Origin of the sequence: Adlercreutzia equolifaciens DSM 19450 (assembly GCF_000478885.1) — a bacterium.
Lineage (GTDB): Bacteria > Actinomycetota > Coriobacteriia > Coriobacteriales > Eggerthellaceae > Adlercreutzia > Adlercreutzia equolifaciens.
The window spans coordinates 1,507,851-1,524,202 of record NC_022567.1 but is presented as its reverse complement, the minus strand read 5'-3'; the positions used below and the strand labels follow the sequence as shown (position 1 = coordinate 1,524,202).

General features: G+C 65.5%; 19 protein-coding genes, 1 tRNA gene and 1 pseudogene. 18 read left to right on the top strand and 3 right to left on the bottom strand.

Going from position 1 to position 16,352, the window contains the following annotated elements; translation table 11 throughout:
- The first annotated feature begins 63 nt into the window (after positions 1 to 63).
- The 3 genes from rpoD to AEQU_RS06170 all read left to right on the top strand — a co-directional run bounded on the left by rpoD (position 64) and on the right by AEQU_RS06170 (position 3,811).
- Positions 64 to 1,218, top strand: a complete 1,155-nt coding sequence (rpoD, locus tag AEQU_RS06180) for an RNA polymerase sigma factor RpoD (RefSeq protein WP_223901137.1) — start codon at positions 64 to 66, stop codon at positions 1,216 to 1,218.
- Between the two features lie 258 nt (positions 1,219 to 1,476).
- The gene (locus tag AEQU_RS06175) at positions 1,477 to 3,642 is read left to right on the top strand and encodes a THUMP domain-containing protein (RefSeq protein WP_022740066.1); all 2,166 of its coding nucleotides are present in this window, start codon (positions 1,477 to 1,479) and stop codon (positions 3,640 to 3,642) included.
- Between the two features lie 94 nt (positions 3,643 to 3,736).
- Positions 3,737 to 3,811: transfer RNA gene (locus tag AEQU_RS06170), tRNA-Asn, on the top strand.
- Positions 3,812 to 4,599: 788 nt separating this feature from the next.
- Here AEQU_RS06170 and AEQU_RS13140 read toward each other — a convergent pair.
- From AEQU_RS13140 to AEQU_RS06145, 3 genes and pseudogenes are all read right to left on the bottom strand, one after another.
- Positions 4,600 to 5,340: pseudogene (locus AEQU_RS13140) on the bottom strand (recombinase family protein); the annotation flags it as partial.
- Between the two features lie 99 nt (positions 5,341 to 5,439).
- On the bottom strand, positions 5,440 to 6,147 hold the full coding sequence (locus AEQU_RS06150; protein ID WP_022740064.1) for a potassium channel family protein: 708 nt from the start codon (positions 6,145 to 6,147) through the stop codon (positions 5,440 to 5,442).
- Positions 6,148 to 6,156: 9 nt separating this feature from the next.
- Complete coding sequence (locus AEQU_RS06145; RefSeq protein ID WP_022740063.1) at positions 6,157 to 6,537, bottom strand: helix-turn-helix domain-containing protein; 381 nt, start codon at positions 6,535 to 6,537, stop codon at positions 6,157 to 6,159.
- A 138-nt stretch (positions 6,538 to 6,675) separates the two neighbouring features.
- Here AEQU_RS06145 and AEQU_RS06140 point away from each other — a divergent pair, with 138 nt between their 5' ends.
- The 15 genes from AEQU_RS06140 to AEQU_RS12475 all read left to right on the top strand — a co-directional run bounded on the left by AEQU_RS06140 (position 6,676) and on the right by AEQU_RS12475 (position 16,344).
- Positions 6,676 to 7,278: a hypothetical protein gene (locus tag AEQU_RS06140; protein ID WP_022740062.1), complete on the top strand. Its 603-nt coding sequence runs from the start codon at positions 6,676 to 6,678 to the stop codon at positions 7,276 to 7,278.
- A gap of 4 nt (positions 7,279 to 7,282) precedes the next feature.
- Positions 7,283 to 7,480: a hypothetical protein gene (locus AEQU_RS06135; protein ID WP_022740061.1), complete on the top strand. Its 198-nt coding sequence runs from the start codon at positions 7,283 to 7,285 to the stop codon at positions 7,478 to 7,480.
- The gene (locus tag AEQU_RS06130) at positions 7,464 to 7,712 is read left to right on the top strand and encodes a hypothetical protein (protein WP_022740060.1); all 249 of its coding nucleotides are present in this window, start codon (positions 7,464 to 7,466) and stop codon (positions 7,710 to 7,712) included. The genes AEQU_RS06135 and AEQU_RS06130 overlap by 17 nt, the downstream gene beginning before the upstream one ends.
- Positions 7,713 to 7,726: 14 nt before the next feature.
- Entirely contained in the window at positions 7,727 to 7,936 is a 210-nt protein-coding gene (locus AEQU_RS06125) for a hypothetical protein (protein ID WP_022740059.1), read from the top strand.
- Between the two features lie 779 nt (positions 7,937 to 8,715).
- The gene (locus AEQU_RS12485) at positions 8,716 to 9,039 is read left to right on the top strand and encodes a hypothetical protein (protein ID WP_144079476.1); all 324 of its coding nucleotides are present in this window, start codon (positions 8,716 to 8,718) and stop codon (positions 9,037 to 9,039) included.
- Entirely contained in the window at positions 9,036 to 9,545 is a 510-nt protein-coding gene (locus AEQU_RS12625) for a hypothetical protein (RefSeq protein WP_022740058.1), read from the top strand. The genes AEQU_RS12485 and AEQU_RS12625 overlap by 4 nt, the downstream gene beginning before the upstream one ends.
- Entirely contained in the window at positions 9,482 to 10,417 is a 936-nt protein-coding gene (locus AEQU_RS12290; RefSeq protein WP_158318403.1) for a DUF1351 domain-containing protein, read from the top strand. Before AEQU_RS12625 ends, AEQU_RS12290 begins: the two co-directional genes overlap by 64 nt.
- Before the next feature lies 1 nt (position 10,418).
- The gene (locus AEQU_RS11885) at positions 10,419 to 11,213 is read left to right on the top strand and encodes a hypothetical protein (RefSeq protein ID WP_022740056.1); all 795 of its coding nucleotides are present in this window, start codon (positions 10,419 to 10,421) and stop codon (positions 11,211 to 11,213) included.
- Complete coding sequence (locus AEQU_RS12480) at positions 11,210 to 11,587, top strand: hypothetical protein (protein WP_144079475.1); 378 nt, start codon at positions 11,210 to 11,212, stop codon at positions 11,585 to 11,587. Before AEQU_RS11885 ends, AEQU_RS12480 begins: the two co-directional genes overlap by 4 nt.
- Positions 11,588 to 11,603: 16 nt before the next feature.
- A complete protein-coding gene (gene dnaN / locus AEQU_RS06095) occupies positions 11,604 to 12,695 on the top strand; it encodes a DNA polymerase III subunit beta (protein WP_022740054.1) in 1,092 nt (363 codons plus the stop codon).
- A gap of 3 nt (positions 12,696 to 12,698) precedes the next feature.
- On the top strand, positions 12,699 to 12,962 hold the full coding sequence (locus AEQU_RS12620; RefSeq protein ID WP_022740053.1) for a hypothetical protein: 264 nt from the start codon (positions 12,699 to 12,701) through the stop codon (positions 12,960 to 12,962).
- Positions 12,959 to 13,183 carry a hypothetical protein gene (locus AEQU_RS06085; RefSeq protein ID WP_022740052.1) on the top strand — a complete coding sequence of 75 codons (225 nt, stop codon included), beginning with the start codon at positions 12,959 to 12,961 and terminating at the stop codon, positions 13,181 to 13,183. Before AEQU_RS12620 ends, AEQU_RS06085 begins: the two co-directional genes overlap by 4 nt.
- A gap of 75 nt (positions 13,184 to 13,258) precedes the next feature.
- Entirely contained in the window at positions 13,259 to 15,754 is a 2,496-nt protein-coding gene (locus AEQU_RS06080; protein ID WP_022740051.1) for a DNA methyltransferase, read from the top strand.
- Positions 15,751 to 16,092: a hypothetical protein gene (locus AEQU_RS06075; RefSeq protein ID WP_144079474.1), complete on the top strand. Its 342-nt coding sequence runs from the start codon at positions 15,751 to 15,753 to the stop codon at positions 16,090 to 16,092. The genes AEQU_RS06080 and AEQU_RS06075 overlap by 4 nt, the downstream gene beginning before the upstream one ends.
- 15 nt (positions 16,093 to 16,107) lie before the next feature.
- A complete protein-coding gene (locus AEQU_RS12475; protein ID WP_144079473.1) occupies positions 16,108 to 16,344 on the top strand; it encodes a hypothetical protein in 237 nt (78 codons plus the stop codon).
- The last annotated feature ends 8 nt before the right edge of the window (positions 16,345 to 16,352 follow it).

Below are 16,352 nucleotides of genomic sequence, written 5' to 3'. Positions count from 1 at the left end.
GAAACCGAAGAGATCGTCGTGACCGAGGACGTCGAGGAGATGGATGACCTGGATGACGACGACATGGACAACGCGGAACCTCCCGCGAACGCGACGAACGACACTGCTTCCGACAGCCTGACCGAGGACAAGATCGAGGCCGGCATCGACTCCGAAGAGGATCTGCTCGACGGCATTCCCGAGGAGGAGCTGAAGGCCACCGTTGAAGCGGCTGCTCTCCCCAAGGTCACTCCCCGTACCAAGGCCCGCGCCCGCAATCGCGCCAAGCGCAACGCCGATGCCGGCGTGACCATGCTCACGGGCGATCCGGTGCGCATGTATCTGAAGGAAATCGGCAAGGTGCCCCTGCTCACCGCTGCCGAGGAGATCGATCTGGCCATGAAGATCGAGGCCGGCGTGGCCGCCACCGAGGAGCTGGAGAAAGCCGAGGCCGACGGCATCGAGCTGGAGCGTCGCGAGAAGCGCCGCCTGGGCCGCATCGAGCAGGTGGGTCTGGATGCCAAGCAGCAGCTCATCGAGGCGAATCTGCGCCTGGTCGTTTCCATCGCCAAGCGTTACGTGGGCCGCGGCATGCTGTTCCTCGATCTCATCCAGGAGGGCAACCTGGGCCTCATCCGCGCGGTGGAGAAGTTCGACTACACCAAGGGCTTCAAGTTCTCCACCTACGCCACCTGGTGGATTCGCCAGGCCATCACCCGTGCCATCGCCGACCAGGCCCGCACCATCCGCATTCCCGTGCACATGGTGGAGACCATCAACAAGCTTGTGCGCATCCAGCGTCAGCTTCTGCAGGAGCTCGGCCGCGAGCCAACCCCCGAGGAGATCGGCGAGGAGATGGGCCTTTCCGCCGAGCGCGTCCGCGAAATTCAGAAGATCAGCCAGGAACCGGTAAGCCTCGAGACCCCCATCGGCGAGGAGGAGGACTCCCAGCTCGGTGACTTCATCGAGGACGACGCCGCCGTGGTGCCCCCCGATGCCGCCTCGTTCTCTATGCTGCAAGAGCAGCTGGCCAAGGTGCTGGAGGGTCTGGCCGAGCGCGAGCGCAAGGTCATCAGCCTCCGTTTCGGCCTGGAAGATGGCCACCCGCGCACGCTGGAAGAGGTGGGTCGTGAGTTCGGCGTCACTCGCGAGCGCATCCGCCAGATCGAGAGCAAGACGCTTGCGAAGCTGAGGCACCCCAGCCGGTCCAGCAAGCTTAAGGACTATCTCGAGGATTAGGGAACGACCCGACAGACCCGATGCCCGCGGCCTCGCTGCTGCGGGCATCTTCTTTTGCGTGTAAAAATGGTCACAAAGTCGAGTTTTGGGTTTCTGCGGTGGCCCAAACTCGCATATCTTGTCCGTTTCAGCTCGTTCTGCGGACAAATTCAGGCTTAAAAGTTGCCGAGTCGCCGAAAACGTTGGCTCAGAAAACCCAAAACTCGATTTTGTGACCAGGAATTTCGAAATTATTGCAAGGAAGGCAGTGAGGGCCCTATGAATGAGGCCGTATATGAGTTCTTCGCCACGTGCCTGCCGGGCGCCGAGAAGCTCCTGGCGGATGAGCTGCACGGACTCGGCGTGAGGAAGGTGCGTCCGCTGTCCGGCGGCGCATCGTTTTTCGGCGCGCCTGAGGACGCCCTGCGTGCGTGCCTGTGGTCGCGACTCGCGGGGCGCGTTAATCTCACGGTGGGTCGCGTGGCGGCGCGCGACGCCGATGCCCTGTACGCCGGCGTGCGCGAGCTTCCCTGGGAGGCGGTGATCGCCGAGGAGGCGAGCATCGCCGTGCGGGCGAGCGGCACCAACGCCGAGCTGCGCAACACCCAATTCGTCGCCTTGAAGGTGAAGGACGCCATCTGCGATCGTTTGGCCGAGGTTCGTGGCGCGCGACCCGATGTGAGTCCCCAGCAACCCGATGCCCTCCTTGAAGTGCGTCTTCGAGAGGAGAAGGCGACGCTCTCGCTCGATCTGTCGGGCCGCTCCCTCACACGCCGGGCGTACCTTGGCGACGAGGCCGGGGAGGAGGCGCCCTCGGTGGTGTCGCAGGCGGCAACGCTGCTCGCGGCAGTTGGTGCGGCCGAGCTGTTTGCGGAGGGGATGACGTTTCTCGACCCCGTCGACGACGACAGCATCCTCGCCCGCGAGGCAGCGGAGGTGCGCGAGGATCGGGCGCCGGGCCTCTTGCGCGAACGATGGGGGTTCACGGGCTGGACGGCGTTTCCCGAAAAAGCCTGGGGCGACCTGTTGGACGAGGCGGACGAACGCTGCGAGGCGCGCATGGCGCTGCTTGCCACCGCACCGGTGCGTCCCGGTGCCCCTCGACTCGTGGCCAGCGTCGCCTCGGCCTTTCGGGCCGACGACGATGCCGAGGCCGTGGCTGCCCGGGCTGCCTGCGTGGCCGCTTCCCGCGAGGCGCCGGCCGGTTCTCGCTTCGCCTTCGCCGGTTTCGAGGGCATGGCCGCGAAGTTCAAGGAGGAGCCGGCGGCGCGTCTCAAGCTTGGCCGCGGGCGCTCCGAGACGACGATAGAGGTGTTCGACGAGCCGCCGCGGCGTCCCGCCGTTATCGCCGTGGCCAACCCCGCCGGGGGTGCCGACATTCCCGTCGAGGTGAACGACCCGGCGGCCGTCCAGTTCGCGAGTCGTTTGCGTAAGGTGGCCCGCGAGCGGCGCAAATGGGCGGCGCGCGAGGGGATGGCCTGCTATCGTCTCTACGATGCCGATGTGCCGGAGTACGCCTGCGCCATCGACCTGTACGAGGGGGCGGCCGAGGGCGAGGGCGAGCTGTACGCCCATGTGGCCGAGTACGCGCCGCCCAAGTCCGTCGACCCCGAGCAGGCCCGCGCACGCTTCGAGGACGTGCTCGCCCTGGTGCCCGTCGTGCTGGGCATTCCGCCGGAGCACGTGTTCTCCAAGTCCCGTTTGCGCGCGAAGGGCGGCGGGCAGTACCGCGACGCCGGCGGTCGCCGTTTCGTGACCCACACGAGCGAGGACGGCTTGATCTGCGAGATCGATTTGGGCGGCTATCTTGATACGGGCATCTTCCTCGATCACCGCGTGACCCGCGAGATGGTGGGGAAGATGGCCGCCGGCAAGCGCTTCCTGAACCTGTTCGCCTATACGGGTGTGGCGACGCTGCATGCTGCGGCCGGCGGTGCGAAGGAGACGACGACGGTGGACTTGTCTCAGACGTACCTGGACTGGGCGGCCCGCAATCTTGCGTCCAACGGGTTCGCCTTCGAAGTTGCCGACAAGCCGAATCGGAGGGATCGAACGGACGGAGGCTCGTCGAGGGGTCGGCGGGGAGGGGCGGCCAACAAGCTCGTTCGCGCCGACGTCACCCGCTGGATCGCCGAAGCGCGCCGGCGCCACGATTGCTACGACCTCATTTTCGTGGACCCGCCGACCTTCTCCAATTCGAAGGCCATGGGCCGGCGCACCTGGGACGTGCAGCGCGACCATGTGGAGCTGCTTGTCGGTGTCTCGCGTCTTTTGGCCGACGGGGGCGTGGCGGTGTTCTCCTGCAACCTGCGCACGTTCAAGCCGGCCATCGAGGAGCTGGGGCGCTGCGGCGTGGAGCTTGAGGACATCACCGCCCGCACCATCCCCCACGACTTTGAGCGGAACCCTCGTATCCACAAGTGCTATCTGGTGCGCCGAAAATAAATTTTCGCCTTTGGGAAAATAGGGTCTTGCAAAGCGAAGCCCCTTCGTTATAATACTATCTTGCGCGTCAGGGCGAAGGTTCTGAAAGCGACATTCCTCGGTAGCTCAACGGCAGAGCATCCGGCTGTTAACCGGAGGGTTGTAGGTTCGAATCCTACCCGGGGAGCCAGACTTCAAACAGTCGAACTCTAGGTCTGACCTGGGGTTCGACTTTTTTATTTCCTGCACGATGATGTCGCGAAGCTCCGCGAAATCGCCGCGCTCGTCCGTGAAGTTGAGCATCGCCGCCGCTCGCCCCTCGAAATACGCCGCCGAGCCTACGAACATGGAAATAATTTTCTCGTCGGGAAGCTCCGCGAACTTTCGCGAGCGGAGGAACGCCGCCATGCGCTGCTCGTAGCCATTGCCCTCCCCACGCCGCTCGGCCTCGGAGATGCGCCGGCGGGCGGCGTCCATGGCCGACTCGATCTCATCCAGCTTCCCCTTCAGGCTCTGCCACGGCGCGCCGTCGGCAACGGCGTCCAGGATGTTTCCCTTTCGGCGCTCCAGGGCCGCCAGATCGGCCCTCGCGGCCTCTGTCGCCGATTCCGCGCTCTTGTCCATCTCGCGCCTCATCGCGGCCGCACGGGCCGCGAGAGCGTCCAGAACGCCGTCGTCCGACAGCACGCCGCGCACCGCGGCGGCCAGCGCCTCCTCGATCTGCTCCTTGCGGACGCTCACGCGCCGCTTGCCGCTCCTGTCCGCGTAGTAGAAGTACTTCGCCCCGGAGCGGCCCGTGGCGTACTCGCCGTTCATGGGAGCGCCCGTGGCGGCGTTGAAGAGCCGCCCCGCGAGGAGGTAGTCGTACCTGTCCGAGTACCTCTTGTGGCAGCCCAGGAGGCGCAGGCAAGCGAGCTTGGTGTCCATGGACACGATGGCGGGCATCCCGCCCTCCTTCCGCACGAGCGGCACCGGGCGGCCGTCCTCGTCGCGTATGACGCGCCCCCGCGAGTCCTTCTTCCTTCCCCACTCGTAGACGCCGGCGTAGGCCATGTTCCGCAGGATGCCGCGCACGAACTTGTAGTCCGGCTCGGTGCCGACGGAGGTCGTGGCCCCCATGTCGCGGAGCTCTGCGGCCAGGTGCTCGATGCTCACGCCGGAGAGGTAGTCCGTGTGCAGCCGCTTGGCCACGGGTGCCCACCGGGGGTCGAGCGTTATCTCGTCGCCCTCGTGGGAGTAGCCGAATCGCGGAATGCCGAGGTACTGGCCCTTCTCGGCCTTGCCGAGCATCCCGCGCACGGTGTCCACCGCCGACTGCTGGGAGCGTATCTGGGCGAACAGCGCCAGCATCCCCTTGTTCATGTCGGCCTCTATGGTGTTGCCGGCTATGTTCTCCTTGCAGGACTCAAGCGTGACGCCGGAGAGCGACAGCTCGCGCTCGTAGTGGAACTGATCCATCATGTTGCGGGCGAAGCGGTCTATCTTCCAGACCACGACGACGTCGAACAGGCCCTTCTTGGCGTCGTCCACCATGCGGAGGAACTGGGGGCGGTCGTCGCTGCGGCCCGAGAGCGCGTAGTCGGGATAGACGCCCGCGATCTCGTAGCCCATGTGCTCGCAGTAGCCCGTGCAGGCCTCCACCTGGTCGTCTATGGACGCGTCGCGCTGCTTGTCGCACGAGAACCGCGCGTAGATGACTGCCCTTAGATGCTGTGCCATGTTACAATTCTCCTTGCCTGCCGACGGCCTTCCGCTTGTCGGTTGGTAGTTTTTGCTTGAGCCTCGCGCAGGGTTGCAGCCCTTATGCGCGGGGCTTTATTACTTCGCTTTCTGTTTGTCCAGCTCGTCGATAAGTCCTGCGGTGATGATTCCTGACGGCATTGCCACAATGGCGATGCCGACGATTGACGAAACCATGGCAAGCCCCCTTCCTATATCGCTCGTCGGGTATAAGTCTCCGTACCCCACCGTTGTGAGGCTCACCACGGCCCAGTACAGGGCCGAGAAGAACGTGGGGAATGTGTCGGGTTCCACGTTGAACATGACAAGCGCGCATATCACGACATAGGCTGCCGCGATTGCGGCCACCACTGCTAGCTGCTCTCTCTGGTTGACTGCCGCGCGCTTAAGGGCATCGACGCCCTTCGAGTATCGTATCAGCTTCAATGCGCTGAGAGCGCGAAGGAGCCTCAGTATCCTTAACGCCTTGAATGATGGGTTCAGGGCGATGAAGCAGGGGAGTATCGTCAGCAGATCGATGATGGCCATGGGCGTAAACGGGTAGATGACGAACGATGCAACACCTCTTTTGAGATTGTAGTCAGCAGTCGCCCATCTGATCGCATAGTCAACGATGAATGCCGAGACGCAGACGTATTCGATCACCGAGAATACAGGAGAATCCTCATGAAAGCAGAGAGGAACTAGGCTTAGAACAATGAAAAACGACATGATGACAGAGTATGTTCTTCCCGCCCCTGATTGCTCGGCTTCTTGCGAAACAGGTTTGTACAATCTTCTTCTCATGGTCTTTAATCAAGCGATCCCGGAAATGGGATTATCCTGCACGTCCGATTGGGCGCGTTGGCTTTTCATCTTCTGGAACTCCACCTGATCGAGGATCGCGCCCCTGCCCTCCTCGGGAAGCGACTCGAAGTCCTCCACGAGCCGGACGGTCTCTATCTCCATGACATGGGCGGGGGAGTGCCCTTCTATTTCTGGGGTGTCTTTGAGTCCCACCATGTAATCCAACGAGATATTGAAGAAACGGGCGATCTTCGTAGCGTTCGTCAGAGAAGGATCTATGTCTTTCTTGTAGTTAGAAAGCAGGCCAGCAGAGATTCCTGTTTCCTCGCTCAAGCGGGCCATAACACCACGTTGGGACACAAGTTCGCGAAAAACTTCGTTGAATCTCACGACTGCTCCTTTCCTCTATATTTGAAATCTTACACATATGAAAGAAATAAGTCAAATAAGGGGTTGACTTCTTTCATATCTGAGAGTTAAATACGGATAGTTTCAAATACGAAAGTTTTTGACCGAAGGAGCCTCACGATGGAATGGACGATGATCACGGACGGACGCCTCAAGGCCTACGCCTACGACGAGAAGGGCCACGACTATAGCATCTCCTTCGACGGCTACACCGACTGCGAGGCCCCGCTTGGCGGCGACGGCGTGGTGCTCACCCGCAACGGCGAGCGCGTGGCAGATGTGGCCGTGGAGTACTACGGGGCCGACGCCGAGGCCGCCGGCTACGACATGGACGCGCTCATCGCCAAGATCGTGGAGGCCGTCAAGTCCATCGCCGAGGCCCTGGCCTACGGCGCGGAGGGCGAGGCCGAGGGCGATGGCGGCGTGTCCTTCGACGTCCAGGAGGTGCCCATCACCGGCAGCACGATTTTCAATGGCAAGACCGCCGACGGATACGCCTTCTACGGCATCGCCGAACTGCTGCCGTCCGAGGTCGGCATCGTCACCCCTGAGCATCCAAATGGCTCCCGCGTGGTGAAGCTCAACGTCTGCGCCCCCGACGGCGCGTGCGTCTACGACTACGACCGCGCGCTGTTCATGGCCGCTGGCAACGACGCCGACGGCTACGCCGTGACCGAGATCCTGGCGGCCCTGGAGGCGGCGCTCTTCACGGTGGGGGAGTAGGGCCGTGGGCGATGCGCTGAAGCGCCTCATGGCGCTCTTCTCCTTCGTGTTCCTCGCTCTTCAAATCTTCTTTTGGGGCCGTGGCGATGCGCATATGTTCACGCTCATGTTCGGAATGTGCCTGATGTGTAGCGGTATCTTGGCCGGATGGAATCTCGCGAGCAAGCGGAAAGGAGGTGATAAGGATGCCAAGAATCGGTGAGACGGGGGAGTTCTACAGCCCCGTCATCGACGAGTCGGTGCTGGCCTACACGGCGGTGCACCGCATCAACCTGGACGACTTCGCCCGCGACGTGATGGGCATGAGCCCCGGGACGTTCTCGGCCAAGCGCCGGGGCCTGCGCGAGTTCAGCCTGGGCGAGATCGCGAAGCTGGCCCGCATCACCGGCTTCTCCATCGACGAGGCCGTCGGTCTCTGCGGTGACGCGGCCTAGGAAGGAGGTGTGGCGTGAATCGTCGTATTGGCAAAATCGGGGCGGCGCTATTATTCGCCGTCGCCTTGGCCCTGTTCGTTTTCTTGCTCAACAGGACGCTGGGCATCGGAGATGGGACGGTGCTTATCTTCGGCATCGTCGGGTGGTGCTCGATCCTAAAGAACATTGATGATCTGAGATGCGAAGTCGAGAAAATCAGGCGAGAAGAGCCTTTCGATGAGTAGCCACAAGGCGTTTACCACCAGGCCAACAATGATGCTTTCTGAAATACGGACGCGAGCATCCGAGCGCTCCAAGCGCTTCAAGTCCTTCTCGGTTGCATGTCTCGGAGCTTTTCTCATGCTGCGTCCATATTCAGTTGTCAAGGGCGTTGTCTCGTGCGGCGGTAGTTGTATAACCGGGTGATTCTACCACTGTCGCGCTACTTTGGCGAACTTATTGATTTCAAGCAACTGCCCTTATGGGTCAAGCGAAAACTACCAACCGACAAGCGAAAAGGAGGTTACGGCCCATGCTCGAAGACATCCCCGATGCGGAGTTCCGCCTCCTCGCCGAGCTTTGGGCCCTGTGCGAGGAATGGGAGGCCGAGACGGCCGCCCGCGAGGAGGCGGCAGAGGCGGCCTAGCCGCTAACAAAGTCCGGCCCCTGCGGGGGCCGGCATCCAGGGGGCGGCACGGGCGCGCAAAGAAATAGGCACTCGGACGCGCGCCCTTGCGGGAATAGCGGCGGATCAGTGGTGCCGCCCCCTGGATGCCGAAGGGCGTCCGAACCTTAACAACCGAATGGCCGACTCGGGCACGCTGGCCGGAAAAGCGACCCCGAAGGAATGACCGCACGAAGCGAGAGGGGAGGCCCATGCCGCCGCCCGACCAGATCGCGTTCCCCAAGGGGACGCACGTCTTTACAAGCAGCCTCGGAACCGCCGTCGTGCACGTGCCCGAGGACGATCCCGCGTCGGCCGTAGCGCCGGCGCTCCGACGATTCGCAGAGAGGAGCGAAGGAGTTGAGCAATCGAGATCATCCGCGCCCGACGCGCCGAAAGCCGCCGCGTGAGGGCCCAAAGAAAAAGATCGCGCCCCGACCGGTCAAAGAGGGGGCGCGCCGTCCTGGCACTTTCAGCGATCCCAAGACACGCGAATACTACCACATCCCGTGCGAGCGCCCAAAGCCCACGGTGTCGGACACCGCCATGGCCGTCCTCGCCGTGCTCGTCGTGGTGGCCATGTTCTGGGCCATCGGCCAGGCCCGCTCGCTGGGCTACGCCGAGGGCCACTCTGCGGGGTGGAGCGACGGGTACGCCGCCGCCCAGGCGGCCGATGCGCCATGAGGTGCCGCCGCAAGACGCCCGAGCAGCTGCTGGACTACGGGCTGCTCTGGATACGCGAGCACAACGACACCTACCGCCGCGTCATGCACATCGTGCACTCCGAGGTGGCGCGCGGCTCCACATGGGTGGGCCGCGACGCCATCTACACGCTGGCCCGCCAGAGCGGGCTTCGCATAACCAACGACCGCGAGTTCCGCTTCTCCCACGAGCTGTGGAGCGTGATCGCTCGCTACATGGCCATGATGCGCCCCGGCTTCACGCGCGTCATCGGCTGCAACCGCTCGCCCATAGACGACCTCGACCTCCCCGCCAAGTGGGAGGAGGCCATGGGCGAGCCCTACCCGTTCCCGGCCCGCAGCTACGCCGAGGCCGTGCGCCTCGCCGATGCCGGGGACTGCACCGCCAACATCGACTACGGAAAGCCCCGCAGAAAGGGGGACAAATGCAAGAGACCCAAGAAGTCCGAGCTGTGCCGGATGGCGCAGCAGAGCCTGTTCCAGGAGTGAGCGCGCTCGCCGTCATCGAGATGGGCGCTACCTCCGGCGGCCTCACGGCCGACTTCGCCGCCATGAAGACGGCGGCGCGCGCCTACGTGAGCCGGTTCGAGTCGCTTCAGATCGTCACCGACGAAGACCGCAAGGCCGCCAAGAAGATCCGAGCCGACCTGAACTCCAAGATCGCCGCCATCGAGCAGGCCCGAAAGGACGCCTTCCGCGCCTACGACGCGCCCAAGGAAGATTTCAAGCGCCAGTGCGACGAGGTGAAGCAGGTCATCGAGGAGCAGGTGGCTGCCATCGACGGCATCCTCGACCGCATGGACGAGGAGTTCCGCGCCGCCCGCGTCAAGGCCCTGCGCGCCGAGTACGAGGCCCAGGCCCCCGACCTCATGGAGGCCATCCCGCTCGAGCGGTTCATCGAGCGGGAGCCGGCGCTCACGGGCCGCAAGTGGGCCGAGACCAAGGCCGTATCCGCGCTGGGCGACATGATCGCCACGGCGGTGCGCGACCGCGAGGCCATCCGCGCCGCCGCCCCGAAGTTCGCCACCGACGCCGACAGGCACTACTGCGCGCACCTCGACCTGTCTGCGGCCCTCGCCGAGGCCAAGCGGCTCTCCGACGAGGTGGAGGCCCGCGAGCGCCACGCCGAGCAGATGCAGCGAGAGGCCGAGGAGCGCGTTGCCCGCGCCATGGCCCAGGCCAAGGCGGCCGAGGCCGCCGCTGCCTCCCCGGCCGCCGCGCCGCGCGCCCGTGCGGGCCGCCGCGAGCGCGTGCAGGAGTGGGAGTTCCGCTTCCGCGCCACAAAGGCCCAGGCGACCATGATCGCCGAGTACGCCAAGTCGCTCGGCATCGTGAGCGAGGGCGTCAAGGGGGTGGCCTAGCATGGGAGCGTCCGAGAAGATCGCCATGGCCCAGTGGCAGGAGCGCGGCCTCGCCAAGCTGCGCGAGCCGTTCCCCGAGGAGGACATCGAGCTTCGGCCCGTCTACGTCGGCCCCTACGACTTCAACAGCGAGGGGCGTCGGTTCGTGCCTGCCTCGGCCGTGCAGAAGTGCCCGCGCTGCGGCAAGACCCACGCCCTTCCCGCGCGCCATCTCCGCTACGTCGGCCACGCCCGCGTGACCGAGCGCCTGAACGAGGTAGACCCCGCCTGGGGATGGCGGCCCATGGCCGTTACTGCCTCCGGCGAGCCGGTTACCCACGGTGTGCTGTGGATATACCTCACCGTGTGCGGCGTTGAGCGCATCGGATTCGGCGACGCGGGCGGCAAGGACGGCCCGGACGCCGTCAAGGAGATGATCGGCGACGCCATCCGCAACGCCGCCATGCGCTTCGGCTGCGGTCTGGCCATGTGGATGGACGAGGACGACGAGGTGACCTGGCCGCCCGACGGCGAGGACGGGCGGCCCGCGTTCAAGCCGCACCTCCCCGCGCGGGCAACCAAGGCCCAGCGGAGGCTCGCTGAGGCCATCGAGGCCCGCCACACCCTCGGCCTGCACGACGGCAACGAGCTGGCCGAGGCCATCCTCGCCGAGTTCGCCGAGCCGTACTACCGAATGAACGAGATGCAGGTGGAGGTGGCCATGGAGTTTTTGGATGAGGCGTTCCCCGTGCCGCCCCAGCCCTGCGAGGGCCAGGATCCTCTGTTCGGCGACGACGTCGAGGTGATTCCCGTTTGAGCGCCGATCTCATGTCGCGCCTGTCGGCCCACAACATGAGGGGCGCAGACCACCTCCCCGGGTGGTGCTCCGTGTGCGGGAGGCCGCACCCTGAGCGACACCACGTGGTGGCCCGCTCGCTCGGCGGCTCGTCAGGCCCCATGGTGCACCTGTGCGGGCGCGGGAACGCGCTCTTCGACGCCGACGGGAGGCTGCTGCACCACGGCGCGGCCGAGCGCCACCGGCTGCACCTGTGGTGGGCCGACGGCGAGGACGCCGACATCGCCCCCGACGTGCGCGGGTGGCAGAGCGCCTTCTGGGCGTACCTCATCACCGATTTCCAAATCAACACGTGGGACGCCCTCCGGCTGCCGGGGTGGCGTCCCTTCCCATGAGAAAGGAGGTGGCGAGTTGATCGTCACCGTTTCAAAGAGCGAGCTTGCGCGCCTCATCGAGCGGCCCTGCAAGCTCGCGCAGAAGCAGAAGGAGTCCTACCTCGCCTGCGTCAAGCTGTCCGTCGACGGCTCCGGCCGTCTCGTGGCCGAGGCCACCGACCTGAACGACTCCGTCCGATCCGTGTGCGGCGCGGCCATGGTCTCCGAGGACGGCGAGGTGCTCGTGAGCGCCCGGATGCTCTCGAAGGTCGTCAAGGCGCTTCCGGACAAGCCGGTGGATCTCACCGGCGATGGCAGAACCGTCAACATAGCGTGCGGGCGCTCCACCTTCGACGTCCCGTCGCTCGACCCCGACGACTTCCCGGGCCTGATGAGCCCCGGCGAGGTGCTCTCGGTCACCGTGGAGTCGGCCTCCCTCGCGTCGCTCGCGGCGCACACGACCTACGCGGCCAAGCGCGAGAAGGAGGGCGAGACGGTCAGCAAGAAGCTGATCATGGACTGCGTCAACCTCAAGTGCGCGGACGGCACCATCCGGGCCACGGCCACCGACTCGTACCGCATCGCGAGATCGAGCATCCCGGCCCCCGACGCCCCCGACTTCGAGATGAACGTGCCAGTGCGCATGATCTCCGACTTCGCCAAGACGGCCGGGGCGAGCGTCACCCTGTTCGGATCCGACGCCACGGTGGGGCTCTCGAGCGACGAGGACGCCGTCGTTGGCCGCGCCTACGCCGGGAACTTCCCGAACTGCGATGGCATCATCGCCATCGAGCCGACGACGCGGGCCGAGGTAGACCGTGGGGCGCTCCTTGACGCGCTCAAGCGCGCCGCCGTAATCGACGGATCCGATCCCGTCATTCTCGCCCTCGACGACGGCGGCATAAACGTCAGCCGGAAATCCGACGTGGAGTCCATGAGCGAGCTTGTGGACGCGAAGGTGAGCGCGCCGGTCGTTGCGGCACTCAACGCCGTCTACGCGGTCGACGCGGTGTCGAACATCCCGTCTGCCGAGGTCGTGCTCGAAATCCAGGATCCCATCAAGCCGCTCCGGTTCTCCGGCGGCGGCTGCACGGCCATCGTCATGCCCGTGCGCATGACGAACGGGTAGACCGTGGCGGTCATCGAAGTCCCGGCGCACCTGGTGCGCGACCAGATACGGGCCCTGCGCTACGCCTTCCAGGAGGCGTGCCGCATGGCCAACGAGGCCGTGCGCCAGAGGGACTACTACCGGGAGCGCGCGCTCAGCGCCGAGTGCGCGCTCATGGAGGCCACGGGAGGCTGCCCAGAAGCGGCGGCCGACCCGTGCCTCAAGGCTTTCGGCCTCCGCTGCCGCGCGTGCGCGGAGGCCATGGACAAGGAGGCGAGGTACCTTTGATCAATTTGAGAAACCCCGGCCAGTTCTTGGCCGCGCTCGCATTCGGCCTCGTGGTCTCGGGGCTTGTTTGCGTGGCCGCCGGCGTCGGCGTCATCTTCGGCGACGGCGCGGGCTGCATGGCCATGGGCGTCGTGCTCGTGGCCTCCGGCGCGTCCGTCGGCGTCGCGTGGAAGAGGCTCTACCGCGAGATGGGGGGTGGCGGCGATGGAGAAGCCGAGTAGCTACGCCCTGTGGTCGCCCGTGTTCGGATGGGTGGCCCGCATCGGCGGCGCGTGGTACGTCTTGGAGGTGGTCGCGTGAGCATCGATGGATACTACGACTTCCTGGCCGCCAAGGCCGTCGAGCCGCCCGATGCGGGATTCGACCCGGGCGACGACGTGAGCGATGTGCTCTTCCCGCACCAGCGCGACATCGTGCGGTGGTGCCTGCGCGGAGGCCGGCGCGCCATCTTCGCCGCCTTCGGCCTCGGAAAGTCGCTCATGCAGTTGGAGATCATGCGGCTCGTGCTCGAGCGAGAGGGAGGCCGCGCGCTCATCGTGTGCCCGCTCGGCGTGCGCCAGGAGTTCGTGCGCGACGGGCGGCTTTTGGGCCTCGCGCCCAAGTTCGTGCGCACCGACGACGAGGTGGAGGGCGACGGGCTGTACCTGACCAACTACGAGAGCGTGCGCGACGGTCGGCTCGACGTGTCGGGCTTTGTCGCCGCGAGCCTGGACGAGGCGAGCGTGCTCCGATCCTACGGCTCCAAGACCTACCAGACGTTCCTCGAGCTGTTCGCGGGCGTGCCCTACCGCTTCGTCGCCACCGCCACCCCGTCGCCAAACCGCTACAAGGAGCTTATCCACTACGCCGGGTACCTCGGCGTCATGGACACGGGCCAGGCCCTCACGCGCTTCTTCCAGCGCGACTCCACCAAGGCGAACAACCTGACCATCTACCCCCACAAGGAGCGCGAGTTCTGGCTGTGGCTGTCCACCTGGGCCGTGTTCGTGCAGAGGCCGAGCGATCTGGGCTACTCCGACGATGGGTACGACCTCCCGGAGATCGAGGTGGTCTGGCACCGCGTGGCCGCGCCGGATGACGCCGAACTCCCTTGCGACCGCGACGGCCAGGTTCGCCTCGTGCGCGACTCTGCCATGTCGCTCTCGGAGGCCGCCGAAATCAAGCACGACACCATGGTGGAGCGCATCGCCAAGGCCGCCGAGATCGTGGCAGCCTCGCCGGAGGACAGCTTCATCCTGTGGCACGACCTGGAGGACGAGCGCCGCGAGATCAAGCGCCAGATACCCGAGGCCGTTGAGGTCTACGGCTCGCAGGATCTGGACGAGCGGGAGGCCCGCGTGATCGGCTTCTCGGACGGCGAGTTCCGGCTGCTGGCCACCAAGCCCATCCTCTCCGGCTCCGGCTGCAACTTCCAAAGGCACTGCCACCGCGAGATATTCTGCGGCGTCGGGTTCAAGTTCAACGACTTCATTCAGGCTATCCACCGCGTGCAGCGCTTCCAGCAGGAAAGCCCCGTGCGCATCGACATCATCTACGCCGAGGGCGAGGAGGGCGTGGTTGACGTGCTTCGCGAGAAGTGGCGCGCCCACGATGAGCTGACCTCCCGCATGGCCGAGATCATCCGCGAGTACGGGCTTTCCGACACGGCCGCAGCCGACGCCATGCGCCGCTCCATCGGCTGCGAGCGCCGCGAGGAGTCCGGCGACGGGTGGCGCGTGGTGAACAACGACACCGTGGAGGAGACGGCCGCCATGGAGTCCGACTCGGTAGACCTCATCGTGACGAGCATACCCTTCGCCAACCACTACGAGTACACGCCGAGCTACAACGACTTCGGGCACACCTCCGGAAACGGCGAGTTCTTCGCCCAGATGGACTACCTCACCCCCGAGCTTCTGCGCGTGCTTCGCCCCGGGCGAATCTACGCGTGCCATGTCAAGGACAGGATCCTGTTCGGCAACGTGACCGGGGCCGGCATCCCGACGGTAGATCCGTTCCACGCGCTCGTGATCGAGCACACCATGGGCCACGGTTTCGACTTCATCGGCATGGTCACCGTGGTGACCGACGTCGTGCGCGAGAACAACCAGACCTACCGGCTCGGGTGGACTGAGCAGTGCAAGGACGGCACGAAGATGGGGGTGGGGTGCCCCGAGTACGTGCTGCTGTTCCACAAGCCCCAGACCGACCGGACGCGCGGCTACGCCGACGTTCCCGTGGCCAAGGGCAAGGACGAGTACTCCCGCGCCCGCTGGCAGACCGACGCCCACGCCTTCTGGCGATCCTCAGGCGACCGCCTGCTGGGGCCGGACGAGGTGGCCGCGATGGACATCTCGGAGGTGTGCCGCGCGTTCTCCAAGCGCTCGTCGGATACGGTCTACGACTACCGCGAGCACGTGGCGCTCGCCGAGGAGATGGACGGGGCGGGGAGGCTCCCGGCCACGTTCATGGCGCTCGCGCCGTCCTCGTGGGCGCCGGACGTGTGGACGGACGTGAACCGTATGCTCACGCTGAACACCCAGCAGTCGCGCAAGCGGCAGCAGATGCACGTGTGCCCGCTGCAGTTCGACATCGTGGACAGGCTCATTGAGCGCTACAGCAACCCCGGCGAGCTGGTGTTCGACCCGTTCGGCGGCCTGTTCACGGTGCCTCTGCGGGCGCTTCTGGCGGGCCGTCGCGGCACCGCGACCGAGCTGAACCCCGGCTACTTCGACGACGGGGTGGCGTACCTGCGCGCGCACGACCAAGAGATGGCCGCGCCGTCGCTGTTCGACGTCGAGGAGGTGGCGTGATGGGGGGCGACTTCGAGGGCGAGACCGCCGAGGGCCTGTGCGAGTGGGCCAACGGCCTCGGGCTGTGCGAGTTCGAGATCCTCGAGCGGTACGGAAACAGGTACGTAGCCGCCTGCGGAGACAAGGTCGAGATAACCATGCTGACCGGCGGCAGGTTCGCCGATTGCGTCACCGGCCGCGCGGGAAACGCCATCGTCTACTACAACGCTCAAGACGACCGCAAGGGAAACTGCAGCGGATGGGGTATGGGCTGCGACAGCAGAGACGAGCTGGCGCGCGCCCTGGAGCGCGACGTGGAGCGCCTGGGCCTCTACAGCGGCCAGATGCGCCTCTTCTAGGGGGTCGGTGCCGATATGACCTGCATGAGGCCCTACGACGTGCCAGACGGCCCCCTGGAGCCGCCGGACGATGCCGTTCCGCGCCGATGGTGTGACCGCTGCGCCCACTGGAGCGAGTGCCCCTGCGGCTGCTGGTGGGGCTGGTGCTCCTACGCCGATGAGTTCACGTACCCAAGCGACTGGGATGACTGCGGAGATTTCGATGGAGACCCGCCGGATCCGCCAGACCCGCCAGACCCCGACGACCGATGACCGAGGCG